This is a genomic window from Streptomyces sp. YIM 130001 (assembly GCF_003574445.1).
In the GTDB taxonomy this organism is placed as follows: domain Bacteria; phylum Actinomycetota; class Actinomycetes; order Streptomycetales; family Streptomycetaceae; genus Streptomyces.
The window spans coordinates 354549-373066 of record NZ_KZ984554.1 but is presented as its reverse complement, the minus strand read 5'-3'; the positions used below and the strand labels follow the sequence as shown (position 1 = coordinate 373066).

The 18518-nt window shown below is 71.5% G+C and carries 15 protein-coding genes; 10 read left to right on the top strand and 5 right to left on the bottom strand.

Translation table 11 applies throughout. The features are described 5' to 3' along the window. The first annotated feature begins 53 nt into the window (after positions 1-53). Entirely contained in the window at positions 54-1166 is a 1113-nt protein-coding gene (locus DSC45_RS15415) for an alkene reductase (protein ID WP_119291151.1), read from the top strand. Between the two features lie 852 nt (positions 1167-2018). Here the strand turns inward: DSC45_RS15415 and DSC45_RS15400 are convergent. Both DSC45_RS15400 and DSC45_RS15395 read right to left on the bottom strand, forming a co-directional pair. Then, positions 2019-3215: a PP2C family protein-serine/threonine phosphatase gene (locus tag DSC45_RS15400; protein ID WP_119291145.1), complete on the bottom strand. Its 1197-nt coding sequence runs from the start codon at positions 3213-3215 to the stop codon at positions 2019-2021. A gap of 152 nt (positions 3216-3367) precedes the next feature. Further along, positions 3368-3853, bottom strand: coding sequence for a GNAT family N-acetyltransferase (locus tag DSC45_RS15395; RefSeq protein ID WP_119291143.1), 486 nt, complete (start codon positions 3851-3853; stop codon positions 3368-3370). Between the two features lie 84 nt (positions 3854-3937). On the opposite strand from DSC45_RS15395, the gene DSC45_RS15390 reads away from it, so the two are divergent. Both DSC45_RS15390 and DSC45_RS15385 read left to right on the top strand, forming a co-directional pair. Next, positions 3938-4840 carry a TIGR01777 family oxidoreductase gene (locus DSC45_RS15390; RefSeq protein ID WP_119291142.1) on the top strand — a complete coding sequence of 301 codons (903 nt, stop codon included), beginning with the start codon at positions 3938-3940 and terminating at the stop codon, positions 4838-4840. Positions 4841-5049: 209 nt separating this feature from the next. Next, entirely contained in the window at positions 5050-6411 is a 1362-nt protein-coding gene (locus DSC45_RS15385) for an NAD(P)/FAD-dependent oxidoreductase (RefSeq protein WP_119291140.1), read from the top strand. 356 nt (positions 6412-6767) lie between these two features. Here the strand turns inward: DSC45_RS15385 and DSC45_RS15380 are convergent, their stop codons facing one another. Further along, a complete protein-coding gene (locus tag DSC45_RS15380) occupies positions 6768-8228 on the bottom strand; it encodes an NsdA family TPR-like regulatory protein (RefSeq protein WP_119291138.1) in 1461 nt (486 codons plus the stop codon). A gap of 207 nt (positions 8229-8435) precedes the next feature. On the opposite strand from DSC45_RS15380, the gene lipB reads away from it, so the two are divergent. From lipB to DSC45_RS15360, 4 genes are all read left to right on the top strand, one after another. Next, positions 8436-9254, top strand: coding sequence for a lipoyl(octanoyl) transferase LipB (lipB, locus tag DSC45_RS15375; RefSeq protein ID WP_119291281.1), 819 nt, complete (start codon positions 8436-8438; stop codon positions 9252-9254). 207 nt (positions 9255-9461) lie between these two features. Continuing rightward, positions 9462-10448, top strand: coding sequence for a lipoyl synthase (gene lipA, locus DSC45_RS15370; protein ID WP_119291279.1), 987 nt, complete (start codon positions 9462-9464; stop codon positions 10446-10448). A gap of 266 nt (positions 10449-10714) precedes the next feature. Further along, positions 10715-10945 carry an SCO2195 family GlnR-regulated protein gene (locus DSC45_RS15365; RefSeq protein WP_119291137.1) on the top strand — a complete coding sequence of 77 codons (231 nt, stop codon included), beginning with the start codon at positions 10715-10717 and terminating at the stop codon, positions 10943-10945. 151 nt (positions 10946-11096) lie between these two features. After that, on the top strand, positions 11097-11801 hold the full coding sequence (locus DSC45_RS15360; protein ID WP_119291135.1) for a DUF4191 domain-containing protein: 705 nt from the start codon (positions 11097-11099) through the stop codon (positions 11799-11801). Between the two features lie 202 nt (positions 11802-12003). Here the strand turns inward: DSC45_RS15360 and DSC45_RS15355 are convergent, their stop codons facing one another. Then, the gene (locus DSC45_RS15355) at positions 12004-12471 is read right to left on the bottom strand and encodes an RDD family protein (RefSeq protein WP_119291133.1); all 468 of its coding nucleotides are present in this window, start codon (positions 12469-12471) and stop codon (positions 12004-12006) included. A gap of 248 nt (positions 12472-12719) precedes the next feature. On the opposite strand from DSC45_RS15355, the gene glnA reads away from it, so the two are divergent. The 3 genes from glnA to DSC45_RS15340 all read left to right on the top strand — a co-directional run bounded on the left by glnA (position 12720) and on the right by DSC45_RS15340 (position 16618). After that, the gene (glnA, locus tag DSC45_RS15350) at positions 12720-14129 is read left to right on the top strand and encodes a type I glutamate--ammonia ligase (RefSeq protein WP_119291131.1); all 1410 of its coding nucleotides are present in this window, start codon (positions 12720-12722) and stop codon (positions 14127-14129) included. 414 nt (positions 14130-14543) lie between these two features. Beyond that, positions 14544-15920: a PQQ-binding-like beta-propeller repeat protein gene (locus tag DSC45_RS15345; RefSeq protein WP_162929232.1), complete on the top strand. Its 1377-nt coding sequence runs from the start codon at positions 14544-14546 to the stop codon at positions 15918-15920. Positions 15921-16123: 203 nt separating this feature from the next. Then, a complete protein-coding gene (locus tag DSC45_RS15340) occupies positions 16124-16618 on the top strand; it encodes an SH3 domain-containing protein (RefSeq protein WP_119291127.1) in 495 nt (164 codons plus the stop codon). Positions 16619-16691: 73 nt separating this feature from the next. Here the strand turns inward: DSC45_RS15340 and DSC45_RS15335 are convergent, their stop codons facing one another. Next, entirely contained in the window at positions 16692-18488 is a 1797-nt protein-coding gene (locus tag DSC45_RS15335; protein WP_119291125.1) for a siderophore-interacting protein, read from the bottom strand. Between the last annotated feature and the right edge of the window lie 30 nt (positions 18489-18518).

The window sequence follows — 18518 nt, the reverse complement described above, 5'->3', positions numbered from 1 at the left end:
CCCGCACGCCTTCTCGGGGAGCACCTTCCGCCACGTCACGAAAGAGAAACCCCATGTCCGACCATGCCCCGGCATCCGGTACCCAGCCCCTTCTGCGGCCCGTCCGACTGGGCGGGCTCGCACTGCCCAACCGCGTCGTGATGGCTCCCATGACGCGTGCCCGCGCCAGTAACGCCGAGCTGGCCCCCACCGACCTGCACGCCGCCTACTACGCACAGCGCGCCGGCTCCGGCCTGATCGTCAGTGAGGGCACCTGGGTCAGCACGGACGCCATCGGCTTCGTCGACGTGCCCAGCATCTACACGGACGCCCAGACCGACGGCTGGGCCGGAGTCACCGAAGCCGTGCACGCCGCCGGAGGGAGGATCGTCTCGCAGCTCGGCCACGTCGGCGCCATCTCCCACCCGGACCACCTCGGCGGCACACTCCCCGCGAGCCCTTCGGCGATCAACCCGCAGGAGATGTCCTTCACCCGTGAAGGGCCGAAGGAGACCCGCACCCCGCGCGCCCTGACCGCCGCGGAGATCGCCACCACCATCGACACCTACCGGCAGGCCGCCGCCAACGCCCTGCGCGCCGGGTTCGACGGTTTGGAGATCCACGCGCAGGCACAGCACCTCGTGGCCCAGTTCCTCAACCCCCGCCTCAACCGGCGCACCGACGCCTACGGCGGCAGCACGGAGAGGCGGGCCCAGTTCCTCCTCGACATCGTGGACGCTGTCAGCGCCGTGTGGGGCAGCGACCGCACCGCCGTCAGACTCAGCCCCTACTGGAACCGCGGCCCCGCCTTCACCGCGGACCCCGAGCTGCTTGCCGACTACGACCAGCTCCTCAAGCGCCTCGGCGACAGCGACCTGGCCTACCTCCACCTGGTCGGTCCCGAACCCGGCACGGGAACCGGCGACACCCTGACCGCCTTCACGCGCTACCGCAGCCACTACCGGGGCTCCGTCGTCGCCAACCTCGGCTTCACCCAGGAGAGCGCCAACGACCTGCTCGAACGGAACCTCGCCGACGCGGTCTCCTTCGGCGCCCCCTTCATCGCCAACCCGGACCTCGTCGACCGCTTCGCCCACGGCCACCCTCTTGCCGCGGGCAACCGCGACACGTACTACGCCGGTGGCGAGGAGGGATACACGGACTACCCCGCAATGACCGCCGACTAGAGCTTGTCCGCTCGACCATGTGGCTGCCTGACTTCTGGCTCGTGGTCCTGGGTGTGGGGCGGGGTGACTCGACGGATGCGGAGCGGGAGCGGCCGCGGCCGTTCCTGCCGGTCGGCAACCACTGTTGCGGCCGGTGGCGCGATCACCGGCAGGTGATCGACGGGATCCCGTACCGAGTTCGAACCGGCGAGCACCGGCGAGCACCGGCGAGCACCGGCGAGCACCGGCGAGCACCGGCGTGATCTTCCGGAGCGGTTCGGACCGTGGCAGACCGTCGACGAACGCCATGGGCGATGTCCGGCGGACGGGACGCGGGAACGCCTGTTGCGGCAGGTCCAGGCCGCGGCCACCGCGGCGGGTGACATCGATCGGGATGACAGTGCGGTCGACTCCACCATCGTGCGTGCGCAGCAGCATGCCGCCGGCGCTCGTACCGATCCGCCGCCGGCGTCCTCAAGAGGGGGTCGAACAGGCCGAATACCAGGGCGAAGCATCCTGGCAGAGCCTGGACGGCCGGCTGGTGGAGGTGGTGCAGGAGGTGAGGGCCTGGGTCGCTCGCGGGGCGGCTTCACCAGCAAACTCCACCTGAGCGCAGACGGGCACTGCCGCCCACTGTCCCTGGTACCGACTGGCGGACAGCGGGCGGACTGCACCCGGTTCGAAGCGGTGCCGGAGAAGATCCGCGTCCTGCGCACGACCGCGGGCAGGACGCGCGGCGGGCCCGGCAGCCTTGCCGCGGACGAGGCATACAGCAACGGTCCCTGCCGTCACCACCTGCGGCGCCGGGGCGGGTACTGTGCCGGCGCCGCGGCCCCGCGCGGATCCCCATGACACGGATCCGCACGACAGGCTCTAGGCACGCGGTGGTCTGCTGCCGCCGTCCTCAGCGCTCGGCCCGCCGGTCCGGCCCGCCTGGGTCCGGCCCGCCTCGGCCCGCGCCTGGAGATCCGGGGCCAGGACGAGGAGCTGCAGGTCGTCCTCGATCCGGCGTACGAAGCGCCTGAGGTCCTGCCAGACCGCCTCGGCAAGGCGATCCGGGTCGGTGACCCCGAGCGCGGGCAGCCGTTCCTCCAGCGGGTAGTACGCGCCGGAGGCGTCCCGCGCCTCGGTGACGCCGTCGCTGAACGCGACCAGCACGTCCCCGGCCTCCAGCTCGACCGTGCGTACGACCGGCGCGCCGATCCCGTCGAGGGACAGGCCGAGTCCGAGCGGCGGGCTGGACTGCACCGCCGGTTCGACGAGCCGCCCGTCCCGCAGCATCAGCGGTGCCGGATGCCCGCAGGACAGCAGCCGTACCACCGACGAGCCGGGCGGGAACTCCATCAGGAGTGCGGTGGCGAACAGTTCCGCGTGCTCGACGCCCTCGGAGTCGATGACCATGCGCCGGTCGAGGCGGGCGGCCACCCGCTCCAGATCCGGATCGTCGAGCACGGATTCGCGGAACGCCCCGAGCAGCGCGGCCACGGTGCCCACCGCCGCGAGCCCGTGGCCCTGCACATCGCCGACGACGGCCCGCACTCCGTAGGGCCCGTCGCGTACGTCGAAGAGGTCGCCGCCGACCCGGCTGTCACGGGCGGCCGCCCGGTAGAGCCCCGAGCACCGCACCTCGCCCACCCGTTCCGCCAGCGGTGTGAGTACGGCGAGCTGGGCGGACTCGGCGACGGTCCGGATGCTGAAGAGCTTGTCCTCGCGGCGCTTGCGCACCCAGGACACCGCGACGCTGAGCAGCACCACGAAGAGCAGCGAGCCGAAATCACCGGTGCCCGGGGTGTCCCACTGGAGCAGGGGCAACTCGAAGAGGAGGATCGCGACGGCACCGAAGCCGGCGGTCGCGAGCGGCCCGTAGGACAGTGCGGCGACCGGCGGGGTGGCCGCGAGCGTCAGCGCGAACTCGGTGTCCAGATGGAAGAAGATCCGCAGCAGCGCGGTCAGGATCAGCAGGACGGGCAGGGCTCGGCGCACCGAGTGGATGGGTGGTGCGCCCCGCAGACCGGCGTGGAGGTCCTCGTCCGGAGTGCCGTCCCGGCGCGTCACCTTCCAGGGGAGCATACAGAGAACACTGCGGCTCGAAGGGCCGTGCCGCACCCCGGGCCGCCCACGCGGAGCCCGCCGGCGCTCCGTCCCGCGGGCCGCCACCCAGGCATCCGCGGCGCACACCCGCCCGGCTCAGGCCCCGGCGTCCGGCCCGATCGCGCGGCCCATCAGATCGCGCGCCCCATCAGGACGTCGTCGACGTACTTCCCGTCGAGCAGGAACTCCCCCGGCAGTACGCCCTCGACCGCGAAGCCCTCGGAGGCGTACAGCGCGCGGGCGGCCACGTTGTGGCCGAGCACGCGCAGCGTCAGGCGGCGTGCACCTCGGTCCCGGGCAGCGGCGCAGGCGGCCCGGACCAGCGCCCGGCCGGTGCCGCGGCCGCGAGCGGCCTCGGCGACCGCGAAGCCCTGTATCTGCAGCACATGGGCGTTGGCCCGGACGGGCAGGGAGCGGCAGAGACGGATGTAGCCCACGACATCCCCGTGCGCCTCGGCCACCAGGAACTGGCCGGGGTCGTGCGTCGCGTCGAAGAACGGCGCGGACGGCGCGGGCTTCGGCTGCACGGCGTGCACAGTGGACCAGGTGGCGCGGTCGAGCCGCCCGAGGGCGTCCGCGTCGCTCCACCGGGCCGAGCGTATGAATGCCTCGGACATGCGGGCCACTGTAGATCCGCGCCCGGAGCGGTCCGGCGGCGCCTCCGGTTCCCGTGCCGGCTCCGCAGCGGGCAGGATGGAGCCATGCGGATCGCGGTCACCGGCTCGTCCGGACTCATCGGCAGGAACCTCGTGCGCTCGCTCGTCGCGGACGGGCACGAGGTGGTGACCCTGGTGCGCCGCGCCCCGAGCGCACCGGGCGAGGCCGAGTGGGACCCCCATCGCCAGTACGTCGACCCGACGGCGCTGCCCGGCTGTGACGCCGTGGTGAACCTGGCCGCGGCCGGGGTCGGCGATCACCGCTGGACCGACGCGTACAAGCGGGAGCTCCGGGACAGCCGGGTGCTCGGTACGGCCACCCTCGCGGAGGCCGTCGCCGCACTCGACGTACCCCCTGACGTCTTCGTGAACGCCAGCGCGGTGGGGTACTACGGCGACACGGGCGGCCGGGCGGTCGACGAGAGCGCGCCCGCCGGCGACGGCTTCCTGCCGCAGCTGTGCGTGGAGTGGGAGGAGGCGGCGGGCGCCGCGGTCGAGGCGGGGGTGCGCACGGTCTTCGCCCGATCCGGTCTGGTGGTGGCCCGCAAGGGCGGCGCCTGGGGCCGGATGTTCCCGCTGTTCAAGGCCGGTCTGGGCGGGCGGCTCGGGGACGGCAGGCAGTACTGGAGTTTCATCGCGCTGCATGACGAGGTGGCGGCCCTGCGCCACCTGATCGCCACCGAAGAGCTGTCGGGTCCGGTCAATCTGACCGCTCCGCATCCGGTGACGAACCGTGAGGTGACGGCCGCGATGGGCCGCGTACTGCACCGCCCGACACTGTTTCCCGCACCGACTCCCGCGCTGCGCCTGGTACTTGGCGAGATGGCGGGCGATGTGCTGTGCAGCCAGCGGGTGTTGCCCACTCGGCTCACCGAGTCCGGTTTCCGGTTCGCGTTCCCGACGATCGACGACGCGGTGGGAGCTGCGGCCGGCGCGGCTGCGACCTGACTCACGCGATCGGTGCCGTTGCCGTTGGCGTCGCGCCGCTTGCCCCGACCGTGTGCGACCGCTGTGCGACGGTGCCCGGTCGGTGCGCGACTGCCCCTGACCGGAACTGCTCCTACGCTCGGGCCCAACTCGGGTATTCCCGGAGCTTGTTGGGGGCATGACCCCTCCACAGGCGAGCGACAAAGGCGAGCGACCTCGGGGAGGGGCACGTGCGTGAGCCCGCGGAGCAAGTGGACGTCGTCATCGTGGGGGCCGGCATCGCCGGCCTGTCCGCCGCACACCGGCTGCACGCGGCCGGGGTGACCACGGCGGTGCTGGAGGCCGCACCCGCCATCGGGGGGCGGATGTCCACGGAGGTGGTCGACGGGTTCCGGCTCGACCGGATCGGCCCACTGCTGTCCACCTCGTACCCGGAGCTCCGGCGCACGCCGGGGCTCGACGCACTGCCACTGCGGACCTTCGCCCCAGGGGTACTCGTGCACAGCGAGGGCCGACTGCACCGGGCGGGAGAACCGCAGTCCGGCTCGTCGGCGGCCGGACGGAGCGCAAGGGGCGCACTTACGGCTGCACGCGCCCTGGCGAGCGCTCCCCGTACTCACCGGCTCCCCGGATCCGGTTCCCGCGGCCGTCCGCTGATGGCCAGTCCGCTCGACCAGGCCCGACTCGGCCGCGCGCTCGGCCGGCTCGCCGCCACCGACGTACCGAGGCTCCTCGCACGGCCCGAACTCACCGCCGCGGAAGCGCTGGCCGCCTCGGCGTGCGGCCGGATGCCGCAGCGGGCGGTCGACGGATTCCTGCGCCCCTTGCTCGCCGCGCTGCTCGCCGACCCGGGACTCGGCACCTCGAGCCGGGTGGCCGACCTGGTCCTGCGCGGGTTCGCCCGCGGGCGGCTCTGCGTGCCGGTGGGCGGGGCCGCGACCCTGCCCACCACCTTGGCGGCCGCACTGCCGTCCGGCACCGTCCGCACCGGCGTGAAGGCCGTGGAGGTCTCGGCGTCCGCGGTACGCACCGCCGGACACGGGGAGATCCGCTGCCGCTCCGTCCTGCTCGCGACGGGCGCACGGCAGGCCGCCGAACTGCTGCCGGGACTCCGGATGCCGGCGTTCCACCCCGTGACCGTCCTCCACCACACCGCGCCGGAACGCCCCCTGGCCGAACCCGCCCTGGTCCTGGACGCCGAGCGTCGCGGCCCCGTCGCGCACACGGCCGTGATGAGCGAGGTCGACCCGTCGAGGACACCCGCGGGCCGTGCCCTGGTCACCTCGGTGGTGCACGGCCCGCCCCCGGCCGAGACCGAGGTACGCGCCCAACTCGCCCGCCTCTACGGCACGTCGACGGCCGGCTGGGAACTGCTCGCCGTCCACCACGACCCGGAGGCCGTCCCCGCGATGCCTCCCCCGCACGACCTGCGCCGTCCGGTGCGCGTGCTGTCGGGCCTGTACGTCTGCGGCGACCACCGCGACACCAGCACCGTCCAGGGCACGCTGTACTCGGGCGCCCGTGCCGCCCGGTCCGTCCTCACCGACCTGGGCGTACAGGCAGCGGCGCCGTCGGCCACCACCGCGGCCTGACCACCGTCCCCGTGCGAACTCCGCGCAGATCACGCTGCGTTCGGTACGGGTCCGCGCGCCGCGGACGCGGGCCGGACACTCGGCAAGCGCCTCTCGCAGCTCGGCGCCCCTGCGGCGCCCGCGGAACGACTCGTGCGGAGCCGTGTGCGACGCCCGCCGGACGGCGCCCCGGTTGCCCGACCCCTGGCGGGGCGGTCAGCCACCCTTCCGCCTCCAGCTCGCCGGGCACCGCGGCGACCGTGATGCGCGCGGTTCACAGACCGGCGGCCAGGACCCGGTACGGCGACAGCCGGTTGCCGTGCCCCGGCCCGCTCCGCGTTCGATGAGGCGCGTCCCGCACGAGGAGACGGCGGGCCTCACCCCAGGGCCGCGACCCGGTCCCGGTAGCCCCGCACCGGGCTCGCGTCGCGATACGGCTCGAGCCGGCGCTCGAAGTCCCGCACGTACTCCGTGGCGCGCGCCGAACGCATCTCCGAGGCCTGCTGGGCAGCCTCCGCGCCGAGCACACACGCCTGGTCGAGCTCGCCGAGCCCAAGACGGGCGGTGGCGAGCACCACCCGGCAGAACACCCGTGACCGCGCGAACGCGGGCGCCCGCAACTGCAGCGAGCGCTCCGCGTGCTGCGCCGCGGCCCGGTACTGCAACAGATCCCGATGACAGTGCGCGAACTCGTCCGCCAGCTGCCCCTCGTCGAAGTACCGCGCCCAGTACGGCACTTCGTCACCCGGCCGGGCCGCGGCCATCGCCCGCTCGGCCCTGACCACGGAGGCCGTACAGGCCCGCACCTCGCCGAGCACGCCGTGCGCCCGGGCCTCCACCGCATGCAGCAGCGCCTGCACCACGGGCGGCGCCGAAGCCCCGACGCCCTGCTGCGCGACCCGGGCCAGCTGCACCGCTTCCCTGCCGTGCCCGAGGTAGACCGCCTGCCGGCTCATCGTCACCAGCACATAGCTGCCGTACGCCCGGTCGGCGGCGGCCTGCGAGAGCCGCAGCGCCTGCACGAAGTACCGCTGCGCGAGCCCGTGCGCGGCGATGTCGTACGAGGTCCAGCCGGCGAGCCTGGTGAGGTCCGCGGCTGCGGCGAAGAGCCGCCGGCCGGCCGGCTCGCTGTAGACGCCGCGCAGCATCGGCTCCGTCTCGTGCTCCAGATAGCGCACCAGCGCCTGGCGTGCGTGGCCGCCTCCGTAGGCGTGATCGAGGGCCCGGAAGAGTTCGCCGACCGAGCGCAGGGCCGCGATGTCGCCGGACGTCACACGCTGTCCCGGCGCGCGCTCGGTGTCCTTGCGCTGCCGGGGCACCAGAGAGCGGCCCTGCGCGGGCACCCGGGCTCCGGAACCAGTCGGTCCGTCCCCGCCCGGCTCCCCGCGCCCGACCCGCTCGTCCGCGCGGCCGATCAGCCAGTCCCGGCTCGGCACCACGAGTCCCGCGGGGGTGAAGGCGATCTTCCGCAACTCGGCGTGGCTGCCGGAGTCCTTGCGCCACAGGCCGCTGACGATGTCGATCGCCTCGTCGGGCGAGGCGGCGAACTCGAGCCCCGCGTACACCGGGGCGCAGGCGTCGAGCCCGAGATCCTGGGCGCCGAGCCGACGGCCGAGCCGACGGGTGAACACCTCCGCGATGAGTGCGGGCGTGGTGCCTCTCGGTTGTTGTCCGCGCAGCCAGCGGGTCACCGAGGTCTTGTCGTAGCGCAGATCGAGGCCGTGTTCGAGCCCCAACTGGTCGACCCTGCGGGCCAGCCCTGCGTTCGAGAAACCTGCCTCGGCGATCAGCGCGGCAAGCTGGCGGTTGGGCGTGCGCTGCGGGGGTCGTTCCGTCATCAGCTGTGCGGTCTCCTGCCTTCCGGGCCGGTCGGCAGCCCTCATGAACGGCGTGAATGTAACGAGCCGCGCGGCCCGCATCGCCACCTTCGCCCCGCATTCATCCGATCGTGTGAGGATTGGGCGGCGGGCTGACCGTGTCGCCCGGGTCGTACAGTGGCCGGGGCGCACAAGGTGCACGGTGAACGTTTCAAGGAGGCACGTGCCGTGAATGAGCTGCGGTTCGTACGTCTTGGCTTCGGTCCGGACGCAGTCGAGTACCAACAGGCGTGGGACGAACAGCGGCGGGTGCACGCGGCACGTTTCGCGGACGAGATCCCGGACACCTGCCTGCTCCTCGAACATCCGCCGGTCTACACGGCCGGACGCAGAACCGAGGACAGCGAGCGCCCGCTCGACGGCACTCCGGTCATCGACGTGGACCGCGGCGGAAAGATCACCTGGCACGGCCCCGGCCAGCTCATCGGCTACCCGATCCTCAAGCTGCCGCGTCCGGTCGACGTGGTGGCGCACGTGCGCCGGCTCGAGGAGGCGCTGATCCGCGCCTGCGCCGAGTTCGGCCTGGAGACCACCCGCATCGAGGGCCGCAGCGGAGTCTGGGTGCTCGGTGACCCTGTCGAACAGCGCCTCGGCGGACTCGCCCTCGACATCGATCCGCGCATCGGCGACGACGAGTTCGACCCGAGGCTCAACGGCCCGGAGTACGCACCGTCGAACGCCGGCCAGCGCCGCGAGGACCGCAAGCTCGCCGCGATCGGGATCCGGGTCGCCAAGGGCGTCACGATGCACGGCTTCTCACTGAACGTGAACCCGGACAACACCTGGTTCGACCGGATCGTGCCGTGCGGCATCCGCGACGCGGGGGTCGCGTCGATCGCCGCCGAACTCGGCCGTGACGTCACGATCGACGAGGTACTGCCGGTCGTCGAGAAGCACCTGCGCGCCGTCCTGGACGAGGCCGAGCCGCTGCCGCGCCCGGTCGGCGAGGGCGCGACGGCCGCCGCCGGCTCGCCCGCGACCGCATGACCGTCCCGACCGGCCCCTCCCCTGCCACCGCCGACGCGGTCCGGCCGGGGAATGCCGCCCGCCACCGGGAGGTTGCCGGTACGGGCGGCCCCGCCGTCCACGCCCAGAGCCACCTGGTCGGCCGGGCGTAAGACCGTACAAACGACGGGCGTACCCTGGTGGGCGCCGACGATTCGAATGCCGCGATAGCAAAGGGGAGTGCCGGACGTGACCGCTGTCGCACCCGACGGACGCAAGATGCTGCGCCTGGAGGTCCGGAACAGTCAGACGCCCATCGAGCGCAAGCCCGAGTGGATCAAGACCCGCGCGAAGATGGGTCCCGAGTACACGAAGATGCAGAAACTCGTGAAGAGCGAGGGCCTGCACACGGTGTGCCAGGAGGCCGGCTGTCCCAACATCTACGAATGCTGGGAGGACCGCGAGGCGACCTTCCTCATCGGCGGCGACCAGTGCACCCGGCGCTGCGACTTCTGCCAGATCGACACCGGCAAGCCCGAGCCCCTGGACCGCGACGAGCCGCGCCGCGTCGGTGAGTCCGTCGTCACGATGGACCTCAACTACGCGACCATCACCGGCGTCGCCCGCGACGACCTGGAGGACGGCGGCGCCTGGCTGTACGCGGAGACGGTCCGCCAGATCCACGCGATGACCGCCGAGCGCGAGTCCGGCCACACCAAGGTCGAGCTGCTCATCCCCGACTTCAACGCGGAGCCGGACCAGCTGGCCGAGGTCTTCTCCTCGCGCCCCGAGGTCCTCGCGCACAACGTGGAGACGGTGCCGCGGATCTTCAAGCGCATCCGCCCCGGCTTCCGGTACGAGCGCTCCCTCAAGGTGATCACCGAGGCCCGTAACGACGGCCTGGTCACCAAGTCGAACCTGATCCTCGGCATGGGCGAGACCCGCGAGGAGGTCAGTGAGGCGCTGCAGCAGCTGCACGACGCGGGCTGCGAGCTGATCACCATCACCCAGTACCTGCGCCCCTCCGTGCGCCACCACCCGGTCGAGCGCTGGGTCAAGCCGCACGAGTTCGTGGAGCTCAAGGAGGAAGCCGAGCAGATCGGTTTCTCCGGCGTGATGTCCGGGCCGCTGGTCCGCTCCTCGTACCGCGCGGGCCGGCTGTTCGGCATGGCCATGGACCGCCGCAACGGCGTCGTCACCCAGGACGCCGACTTCTCCGCACGGCAGGCTGTGTGACCTGACGGTGCGACGGCAGCACACCTCGACTGTGTGAACTCGCGCACAAGACGCTACCGGCCGGTAACGGCTCGGAAGGCGCGGCCCGTACGGTCCCCGCAGGTGGGGGCACCCGTGCGGGCCGCGTCGTCTCTCCACGGCCCCACATCGGCCCTTCATCGGTGTTTGACCGGTCGGACACGCCCTGGTAACACCAGTCTGTGACGCTCTCCTTACGCCACGTACCGCAATCCACGCCGCCCGCCGCTCAGAGGGGGATCCACGCCATGCAGGCCGCGCCCGTCGACGAAGCACTGCCGACCGCCACCCGCGCCACCGCCGTTCCGTCCGTCACCGGCGCACTGCGCGCCGTCGAGTCACTGCTCATGAGCAGCGGCCAGCGCACGGCCCGCCGCAACGCCTGGACCTCCGTACTGGAGGACCGCCGTCGGGCCAAGGACCGGGTGGAGGCCCAGCGCGTACTCGACGCCTCGACCGTGCCCGGCCGTACGTCGTAGCCGTTCGCCCTGCGTGAGGTCACACAGGCGTACGCCCCGGCCCGCCGGCGAGACGGCACGGGCATGCCTCGCTGTCGCCCTGCGCACACGGTGGGTGATCAGCTCCACCCGCGCGTCGTGACCAGCCCCCGGGGCACGTAAACTTCCAGTTATGGCGAGGAAGGACAACGCAGCGAGTACTGCGAACCCAGGGCGACTCAAGCAGATCGCCCTCACGTACAAGATGACCCGCAAGGCCGATTCCAAGATCGGCTTGATCATCGCAGCGGTGGGCATCGTCACCTTCGGTGTCTTCCTCGGCATCGGCCTTCTGATCGGTTACCCGGTCTATCTGGGGATCCTGGGCTTCATCCTGGCCTTCCTCGCGATGGCGATCGTGTTCGGCCGCCGTGCCGAGAAGGCCGCGTTCGGGCAGATGGAAGGCCAGCCGGGAGCTGCGGCGGCGGTGCTCGACAACATGAAGCGAGGCTGGTCTACGACCCCGGCCGTGGCGATGAACCGCAACCAGGACGTGGTGCACCGCACGGTCGGCAAGGCCGGCATCGTCCTGATCGGCGAAGGCAATCCGAACCGCCTCAAGACCCTGCTCGCCGCCGAGAAGAAGAAGATGGCGCGGATCGTCACCGACGTCCCGGTCACGGACTTCATCATCGGCAACGGCGAGGACCAGGTCCCGCTCACCAAGCTCCGCACCAAGCTTCTGAAGCTCCCTCGGGTCCTGACCGGCCCGCAGGTCACCACGACCAACGACCGTCTGCGCGCGATGGGCGACCTGATGTCGAACATGCCGCTGCCGAAGGGCCCGATGCCCAAGGGCATGCGGACGCCGCGCGGGGGCGGTCCGAAGATGCGGTGACGTCTTCCGACGTCCGTTCTCCACGCGAATCTCCACGCGAATCTCCACGCGAACGGGGCGCCCGGGACCTGGTGGTCCTGGGCGCCCCGTTCGTTCGTCGCGGGTCATGCCGGCGGCCGCGGCCCGGGCCGGGTCCCGGGAGGAGCCGGAGCGCGCGGCTCCGTAGCCCCGAAGCCGTCCGGCCGAGCCGGACCGGGCTTGCTCAGCTCCGTACCTGGACCGCCCGCGCCAAGCGGTCGTGCAGGCCCCTCGTATCGCGGTCCCAGATCAACGCCGGAATGGCGAGACACAGCAGCACGCTGCGCACCAGCACCCGCCCGATGCCCAGGCGCCCACCGTCCTCCGCCACGACACGGAGCCCGAGCAGCCGCTTGCCCGGCGTGAATCCGACGGTCCCGACCGTGAGCACGGCCAGTACGAAGAAGACGCCCAGTGCCCAGTTCCCCATGGCCTGCTGGTCACCCCGGGCGAAGAGGCCGTATGCGATGAGCATGCACAGCGCCCAGTCCACCGCGATCGCGCCGAAGCGCCGCCCGAGCGGGGCGATCGAGCCGGGCCCCTCCTTGGGCAGACCGAGCTGCTCGCCGCGGTAACCGAAGTCGGCTCCCATGTCCTCGGCCGCCTGCCGCGGGCCGGAGAGCCACGATCCGATTGCTTTCCTGTTGTCCACCCGACCACGGTACTGCGCCGCACTGCGCCGCAGGCCCGGCGGGGTACGGGAATGCCGCCCGCGACGCAGGACCGTACGGGCTCTGAGATGCCGCTCACGCTCGCGCCGGTTAACTTCGGCGAAACAAATGGGTCATGCTTGAGAAATCCCCCGTCCCTAAGGTCGGGCCCAGCGTGCGCCACCGCACTGGCCGCGCCTCGAGCGAGACATCCCCGGTTCGGGACCGGGCCGGGAGTAGGAGGAGCTGGATGTTCCAGAACGCCGACGATGCCAAGAAGTTCATCGCAGATGAGGATGTGAAGTTCGTCGACGTCCGGTTCTGCGACCTCCCGGGTGTGATGCAGCACTTCACGGTGCCCGCGTCGGTGTTCGACCCGACCGAGGAGCTCGCCTTCGACGGCTCTTCGATCCGCGGATTCCAGGCCATCCACGAGTCGGACATGGCGCTGCGCGCGGACCTGACGACGGCCCGCGTCGACCCCTTCCGCCGTGACAAGACCGTCAACATCAACTTCTTCATCCACGACCCGATCACCGGCGAGCAGTACAGCCGTGACCCGCGGAACGTGGCCAAGAAGGCCGAGGCCTACCTCGCGTCGACCGGTATCGCGGACACCGCGTACTTCGGTCCCGAGGCCGAGTTCTACGTCTTCGACTCGGTGCGCTTCGAGACGTCCGCCAACAAGTCGTTCTACGAGATCGACTCCGAGGCCGGCGCCTGGAACACCGGCGCGGTCGAGAACAACCGCGGCTACAAGGTCCGCTACAAGGGCGGCTACTTCCCGGCCCCGCCGGTCGACCACTTCGCCGACCTGCGCGCCGAGATCTCCCTCGAGCTGGACGCCCAGGGCCTGCAGGTCGAGCGCCAGCACCACGAGGTGGGCACCGCCGGCCAGGCCGAGATCAACTACAAGTTCAACACGCTGCTCGCCGCGGCCGACGACCTGATGCTCTTCAAGTACATCGTGAAGAACGTCGCCTGGCGCAACAACAAGACCGCGACCTTCATGCCGAAGCCGATCTTCGGTGACAACGGCTCGGGCATGCACGTCCACCAGTCGCTGTGGTCCGGCGGCAACCCGCTCTTCTACGACGAGCAGGGCTACGCGGGCCTCTCGGACACCGCCCGCTACTACATCGGCGGCATCCTCAAGCACGCCCCGTCGCTGCTCGCCTTCACCAACCCGACGGTGAACTCGTACCACCGCCTGGTCCCGGGCTTCGAGGCGCCGGTCAACATGGTCTACTCGCAGCGCAACCGCTCCGCGGCCATGCGTATCCCGATCACGGGCTCCAACCCGAAGGCCAAGCGCGTCGAGTTCCGCGCGCCGGACCCGTCCTCGAACCCGTACCTCGCCTTCTCGGCACTGCTGATGGCGGGCCTCGACGGCGTCCGGAACAAGATCGAGCCGGCCGAGCCGATCGACAAGGACCTCTACGAGCTCGCCCCCGAGGAGCACGCGGGCGTCCAGCAGGTCCCGACCTCGCTCCCGGCGGTCCTCGACGCGCTCGAGGCCGACAACGAGTACCTGCAGGCCGGCGGCGTCTTCACCTCCGACCTCATCGAGACCTGGATCGACTACAAGCGCACGACCGAAATCGCCCCGATCCAACTCCGCCCGCACCCGCACGAGTTCGAGCTCTACTTCGACATCTAAAGCTCGGCGTCGGGCTCTGCCGGCCCGACTCCCTGTGCGACGGCGAGGGCCGTCATCCCTGTCCGGGGATGGCGGCCCTCGCTCTGTACCGGGCGGGGCGGGTGCGAGGATTGTCCAGCACCTTCTGGGGGGGGCGTCGCCATGTCCGGTCCGTTGTCCGTCCGCCGCGTATTCGGGGATCAGGCGTTCGCCGAGGTCGGCACGCCCTCGGCCGTGGCGATCGACGCAGAGCGGGGACTCGTCGTCGTCGGCGGCGACCTGGGCCACCTGCAGTGGTCCGGGTGCGGTACCGCCGAGGGCCGGTGGCTGCCTTACCGAGTGGGCCTGTATGGCACGGCAGACCTGCGGTGCCGGTGGGTAGTGGAGTCCCACTGGCCCGTGCATCGCGTCGCCTTTCATCCGACGTTGCCGGTCGTGGCCGTCGGGACCGGGTCGTACGACGGTGGTTACGCCTTCGAAGGTGAGCTGTTGATCATCGACCTCGGGTCGGGGCGGTCCACCTCGGTGATACGGGGGCCACGCGAGGTGCTGCACGTGGAGTGGGCGGGCGAGCAGGCGCTGCAGGTCGTGGTGGCTCCGCCGGACGACGACGGACTCGACGAGGCGCATACGCACGGGTTCGCCGTGACGCTCCGACAGCGCGACTGGAGTGACGTCCCCCGCGGATCGGTTCCGCAGGAGGAACTGACGGGCCGGTGGGTCGAGTTCGAGCGGCGCAAGGAGTCCCGGGAGGCGACCGACCGGATCGTCGAGTCGCTTGCCGCCTTGGCCCGGGAACCGTCATGGAAGCCGCGGCGGCGGGTGTGGGACGTCCACGTCCTCAAGGACGGGCGGGTGTTGGCATGCCTCGACGAAGTACTTGCCGAGCTGTGGTCGCCCGACGGCCGTCTCGAGTGGCGGGTCCCCGACGACGAAGGCGGACGACAACTCGTTGTGCGCGCCGGTGAGTTGGATGCCTGGGTCAACGTGGAGCGGTGGCAGGTACGCCAAGCGGGAAGGGAGTGGGTGACCGCGCCCCCGCTCGTCGCCCGGGTATCCCTCACGGACGGAAGGGTGCTCGACACCCTACGTCTCGGAGCTTCCGCCGTACTCGCCACGCGCGACGACGGCTGGCTGGCGTTGCGCTCGCGCTCCACGGACCGGTACCAGCAGGCAGCGACAGCGTTGGTACGTCCTGCGGGCGAAGTCCCGGAGGCGCGAGTGCCGCTGGGGAAATTCGACCTCTTCAACCACTCCTTCCCGATCCGCCGCAGCAGCTTCCTGCTCTTCCTCCAGGGCACGGGGGAGACGCCGTGGCGGGACAAGTGGGTGGTTGCCGTTGATCCGGCCGGCACGGATGGCGAGCCTCGAGTCCGGCCCCTGTTCCCCCACGATTGGGAAACCGGGCACGCACACCTCTTCGGCGGACCGGGCGTCGAGGTCGGTGCCGGGGAGAGCCAGGACCTGGTTCACGCGGGGACGGTGTTCGAGGGCGCCGTCCTGCGGCCCGGCACCGCCTTCGTCGTGCGGCGGAGCCTCGGGGACGGCGCCGCGCGCTGGGTCTTCACCGCCGACTCCCCGGTCACTGCCCTGGACGGGGACGAGGACACCGTCTACGTCACTCTCAACTCCGGCGAACTTGTGGCCCTGCGTGGTTCGGACGGGACTGTTCGGTGGCGGCAGCGGCTGGAGCTCGGCGGCCACCCCGTGGTTCCGCTGTCGCTCGTACTCACCGGGCCGGGACGACTGCTGATCGGCACCGTGGACGGGAGGATCATCGACTGTTCCGTGGCCCACTCCCCCGGTCCGTAGAGCGGCCGTGCCCGCCGATCCCGTTCACGTCTCAGGGGCGTGACCACCGGGTGGGGAATGTCCGGTTCGGGTTTCGGGGTGTTGTGGGGGTGTTACCGGGGTCGGGGAACGGTGGTGTGGGGGGCGGGGGTTGGGCATGGTCGGGGGTGTCGGCGGCGGGAGTCGTCGGTATACGGGGAGACACACGATTCGGGGGAATCATCGTGAAGAAGATCCAGAAGCGCATCGTGATTGCGGCCGCTGCCGCGGCGCTGGTGGCGGGTGGCGGTGTCGGGGCCTATGCGGCCACCGCCGAGGAGGACGCAGCGCCGATCTCCGCCTCCGCGAGGTCCGCGGCGGGCAGTGATCTCGCACAGGCCAAGGAGGCCGGCGGTGCGGGCGCGGTCGTCGGTATGGCGGGCGGGGCCGATGCGAAGGGCCGTGAGCACCACCGCCGCACGGTGTGGGACAACGTCAATGTGCGTGACCTGCCGGACACCGGCAGCAAGAAGGTCGCCACGCTCAAGGCCGGCAAGACGTACACCACGGTGTGCTGGGGGCACTACCAGACGGTGAAGTCGGACGGCTACACCAACGACATCTGGATCATGGTGTGGGCGGGCGACACCAAGCTCGGCTGGGCCAGCGCCATCTACTTCAAGGGTGACGAGAAGGCCGATCTGCCGAAGAGCAACAAGTGCGAGAGCTCCCGCTACTGAGGTAGCGGCACGGGGGAAAGCCGCGCCCGGCTCCGTAACTCGGAGCCGGGCGCGGGCTGTCGGGGCTGGAGTGCTACGCGTTGCGGTACAGCAGGAGGTGCAGGTCCTCGTGGATGCGGTGGGCGGCGGTCGGGACTAGTCCGGCCTCGGCGGCGAGGGCGGTGTACTCGGCCTGGGAGCGTTCGCCGCTGCCGAAGAGGGCGTACATCTGCAGGTCGAAGATCATTTCGTGGTCGTCGTCGCTGTCCTTGGCGAGGCGTTCGAGCAGGGCGACCGTACCCGCGCCCGCTGCCTCCGCGGCCCGGCGCAGGATGGCGGTGGACTCGGCGTCGGGCCAGTCGTGCAGTACCTGGGAGATCAGATAGACGTCGCCGTCGTCCGGGAGTTGCTCGAAGAAGCTCTGCGGGACGACGCGGGCCCGGTCGGCCAGGCCGCGGGCGGCGAACTGGGCGACTCCGCGTTCTGCGGTGGTCGGCAGTTCGATCAGGGTGCCGCGGGTGTCCGGCGCCTGCTCCAGGATCTCGGCGAGGAGCACTCCGGTGCCGCCGCCGACATCGACGACGTGCTCGTCGGTGAGATCGAGTTGCTTGGCGACGGGCGGCGCCCAGTCGTTCGTCCAGCCGGACAGGGCCTGGTCGAAGGTGCGGCCGAGTTCGTCGTCCGAGCCCAACTCCTCCCAGAACGAACGGCCCTTGACGTGCTGGAATCCGGACTCGCCGGTGCGCAGGGCGTGCAGCAGGCCGGGCCAGCCGTCGTCGATCCGGGAGTATCCGCCGCGGTGGTCGAGGCGTTCGTGGAAGGCCGGCTCCTGGAGTACGGGTCCCGCCGGGCCGAGGCCGAGGGTGCCGTCCTCGGCCCGGGTGAGCACGCCGAGTTCGTCGTGCGCGAGCAGCCGTACGAGCCGGCGCAGTCCCCGTACGTCCGCTCCGGTGGCGTTGGCCAGTGCCTCGACCGTGCGGTGGCCCTCGGAGACCAGCTCGGCGATGTCGAGGGAGACGGCCGCGCGCAGGACGTAGGGGGTGCCGAGGTCGGCCATGTGCCGGATGCGGTTGCGCTGCAGGCTCACCTCCATCTGGGTCTGGCCGGCCCGCCAGTACCCGGCGATGTCGGTGTAGTCGCGGGGCACCTGCTTGGTCGCGGAGAACCAACGGCGCAACGGCCGGAGCATGTTGGCCTCGCCCGCCGCCCAGGCGTAGACCTGGCCGTCCCGCCACGGTGCCGCCTCTACGGCGCGCATCAGGTCGTCCGGTCCCGACCGGTCGCTGTGCACCCAGGTGATGTCGAGATCGGTGGCGTGCCGGAAGGTCTGTTCCTCGGACGCCCGGGGGACGGAGATGACGGCGGTGACCGGTGTGCCGGGCGGCAGTTCCTCGATGCGGCGGGCGATGGCGGGCAGCGCGGTCTCGTCGCCGACGAGGAAGTACCAGTCGATGCCGTCGGGGAGCACGGTGGTGCCGCGCGGTCCGGCGACGTGGACGCGCTCACCTGGCGTGACGTCTTCGGCCCAGCCGGCGGCGAGTCCGCCCGAGTGCCGTACGAAGTCGAGCTCGAGGCGGCCGGCCTCCGCGTCGAAGTAGCGCGGGGTGTAGTCGCGGGCGTAGGCGAGGCCGCCCGCGGGCCAGTCGAGGGTGCCGTCGACCTGCTGGGGCATGCCGGGGAAGTCGGGATCGTCGCCCGGGATGACCAGCTTCACGTGGTCGTCGGCGTTGTCGGTGTGGAAGGGCCCGACGTCGATCCCGTTGTTCCGGAAGGCTCCGAGCTGCTCCCCGGTCAGGACGACACGGCGCATCAGCGGGGTGACGTTGAAGACCTCGAGGACTTCCAACTCCCTTATACAGATGGGGAACGGCTGGTGGCGACGGCCTGCCATGGAGGCTTCCCTTCCGACCGGGGGTGCCCG

Coding starts and splice junctions, on each gene's coding strand:
- DSC45_RS15395 (WP_119291143.1), bottom strand. CDS start 3,853: ATGTCCGAGGCATTCATACGCTCGGCCCGGTGGAGCGACGCGGACGCC.
- DSC45_RS15335 (WP_119291125.1), bottom strand. CDS start 18,488: ATGGCAGGCCGTCGCCACCAGCCGTTCCCCATCTGTATAAGGGAGTTG.
- DSC45_RS15360 (WP_119291135.1), top strand. CDS start 11,097: ATGGCGAGGAAGGACAACGCAGCGAGTACTGCGAACCCAGGGCGACTC.
- DSC45_RS15380 (WP_119291138.1), bottom strand. CDS start 8,228: ATGACGGAACGACCCCCGCAGCGCACGCCCAACCGCCAGCTTGCCGCG.
- DSC45_RS15365 (WP_119291137.1), top strand. CDS start 10,715: ATGCAGGCCGCGCCCGTCGACGAAGCACTGCCGACCGCCACCCGCGCC.
- glnA (WP_119291131.1), top strand. CDS start 12,720: ATGTTCCAGAACGCCGACGATGCCAAGAAGTTCATCGCAGATGAGGAT.
- DSC45_RS15415 (WP_119291151.1), top strand. CDS start 54: ATGTCCGACCATGCCCCGGCATCCGGTACCCAGCCCCTTCTGCGGCCC.
- DSC45_RS15390 (WP_119291142.1), top strand. CDS start 3,938: ATGCGGATCGCGGTCACCGGCTCGTCCGGACTCATCGGCAGGAACCTC.
- DSC45_RS15400 (WP_119291145.1), bottom strand. CDS start 3,215: ATGCTCCCCTGGAAGGTGACGCGCCGGGACGGCACTCCGGACGAGGAC.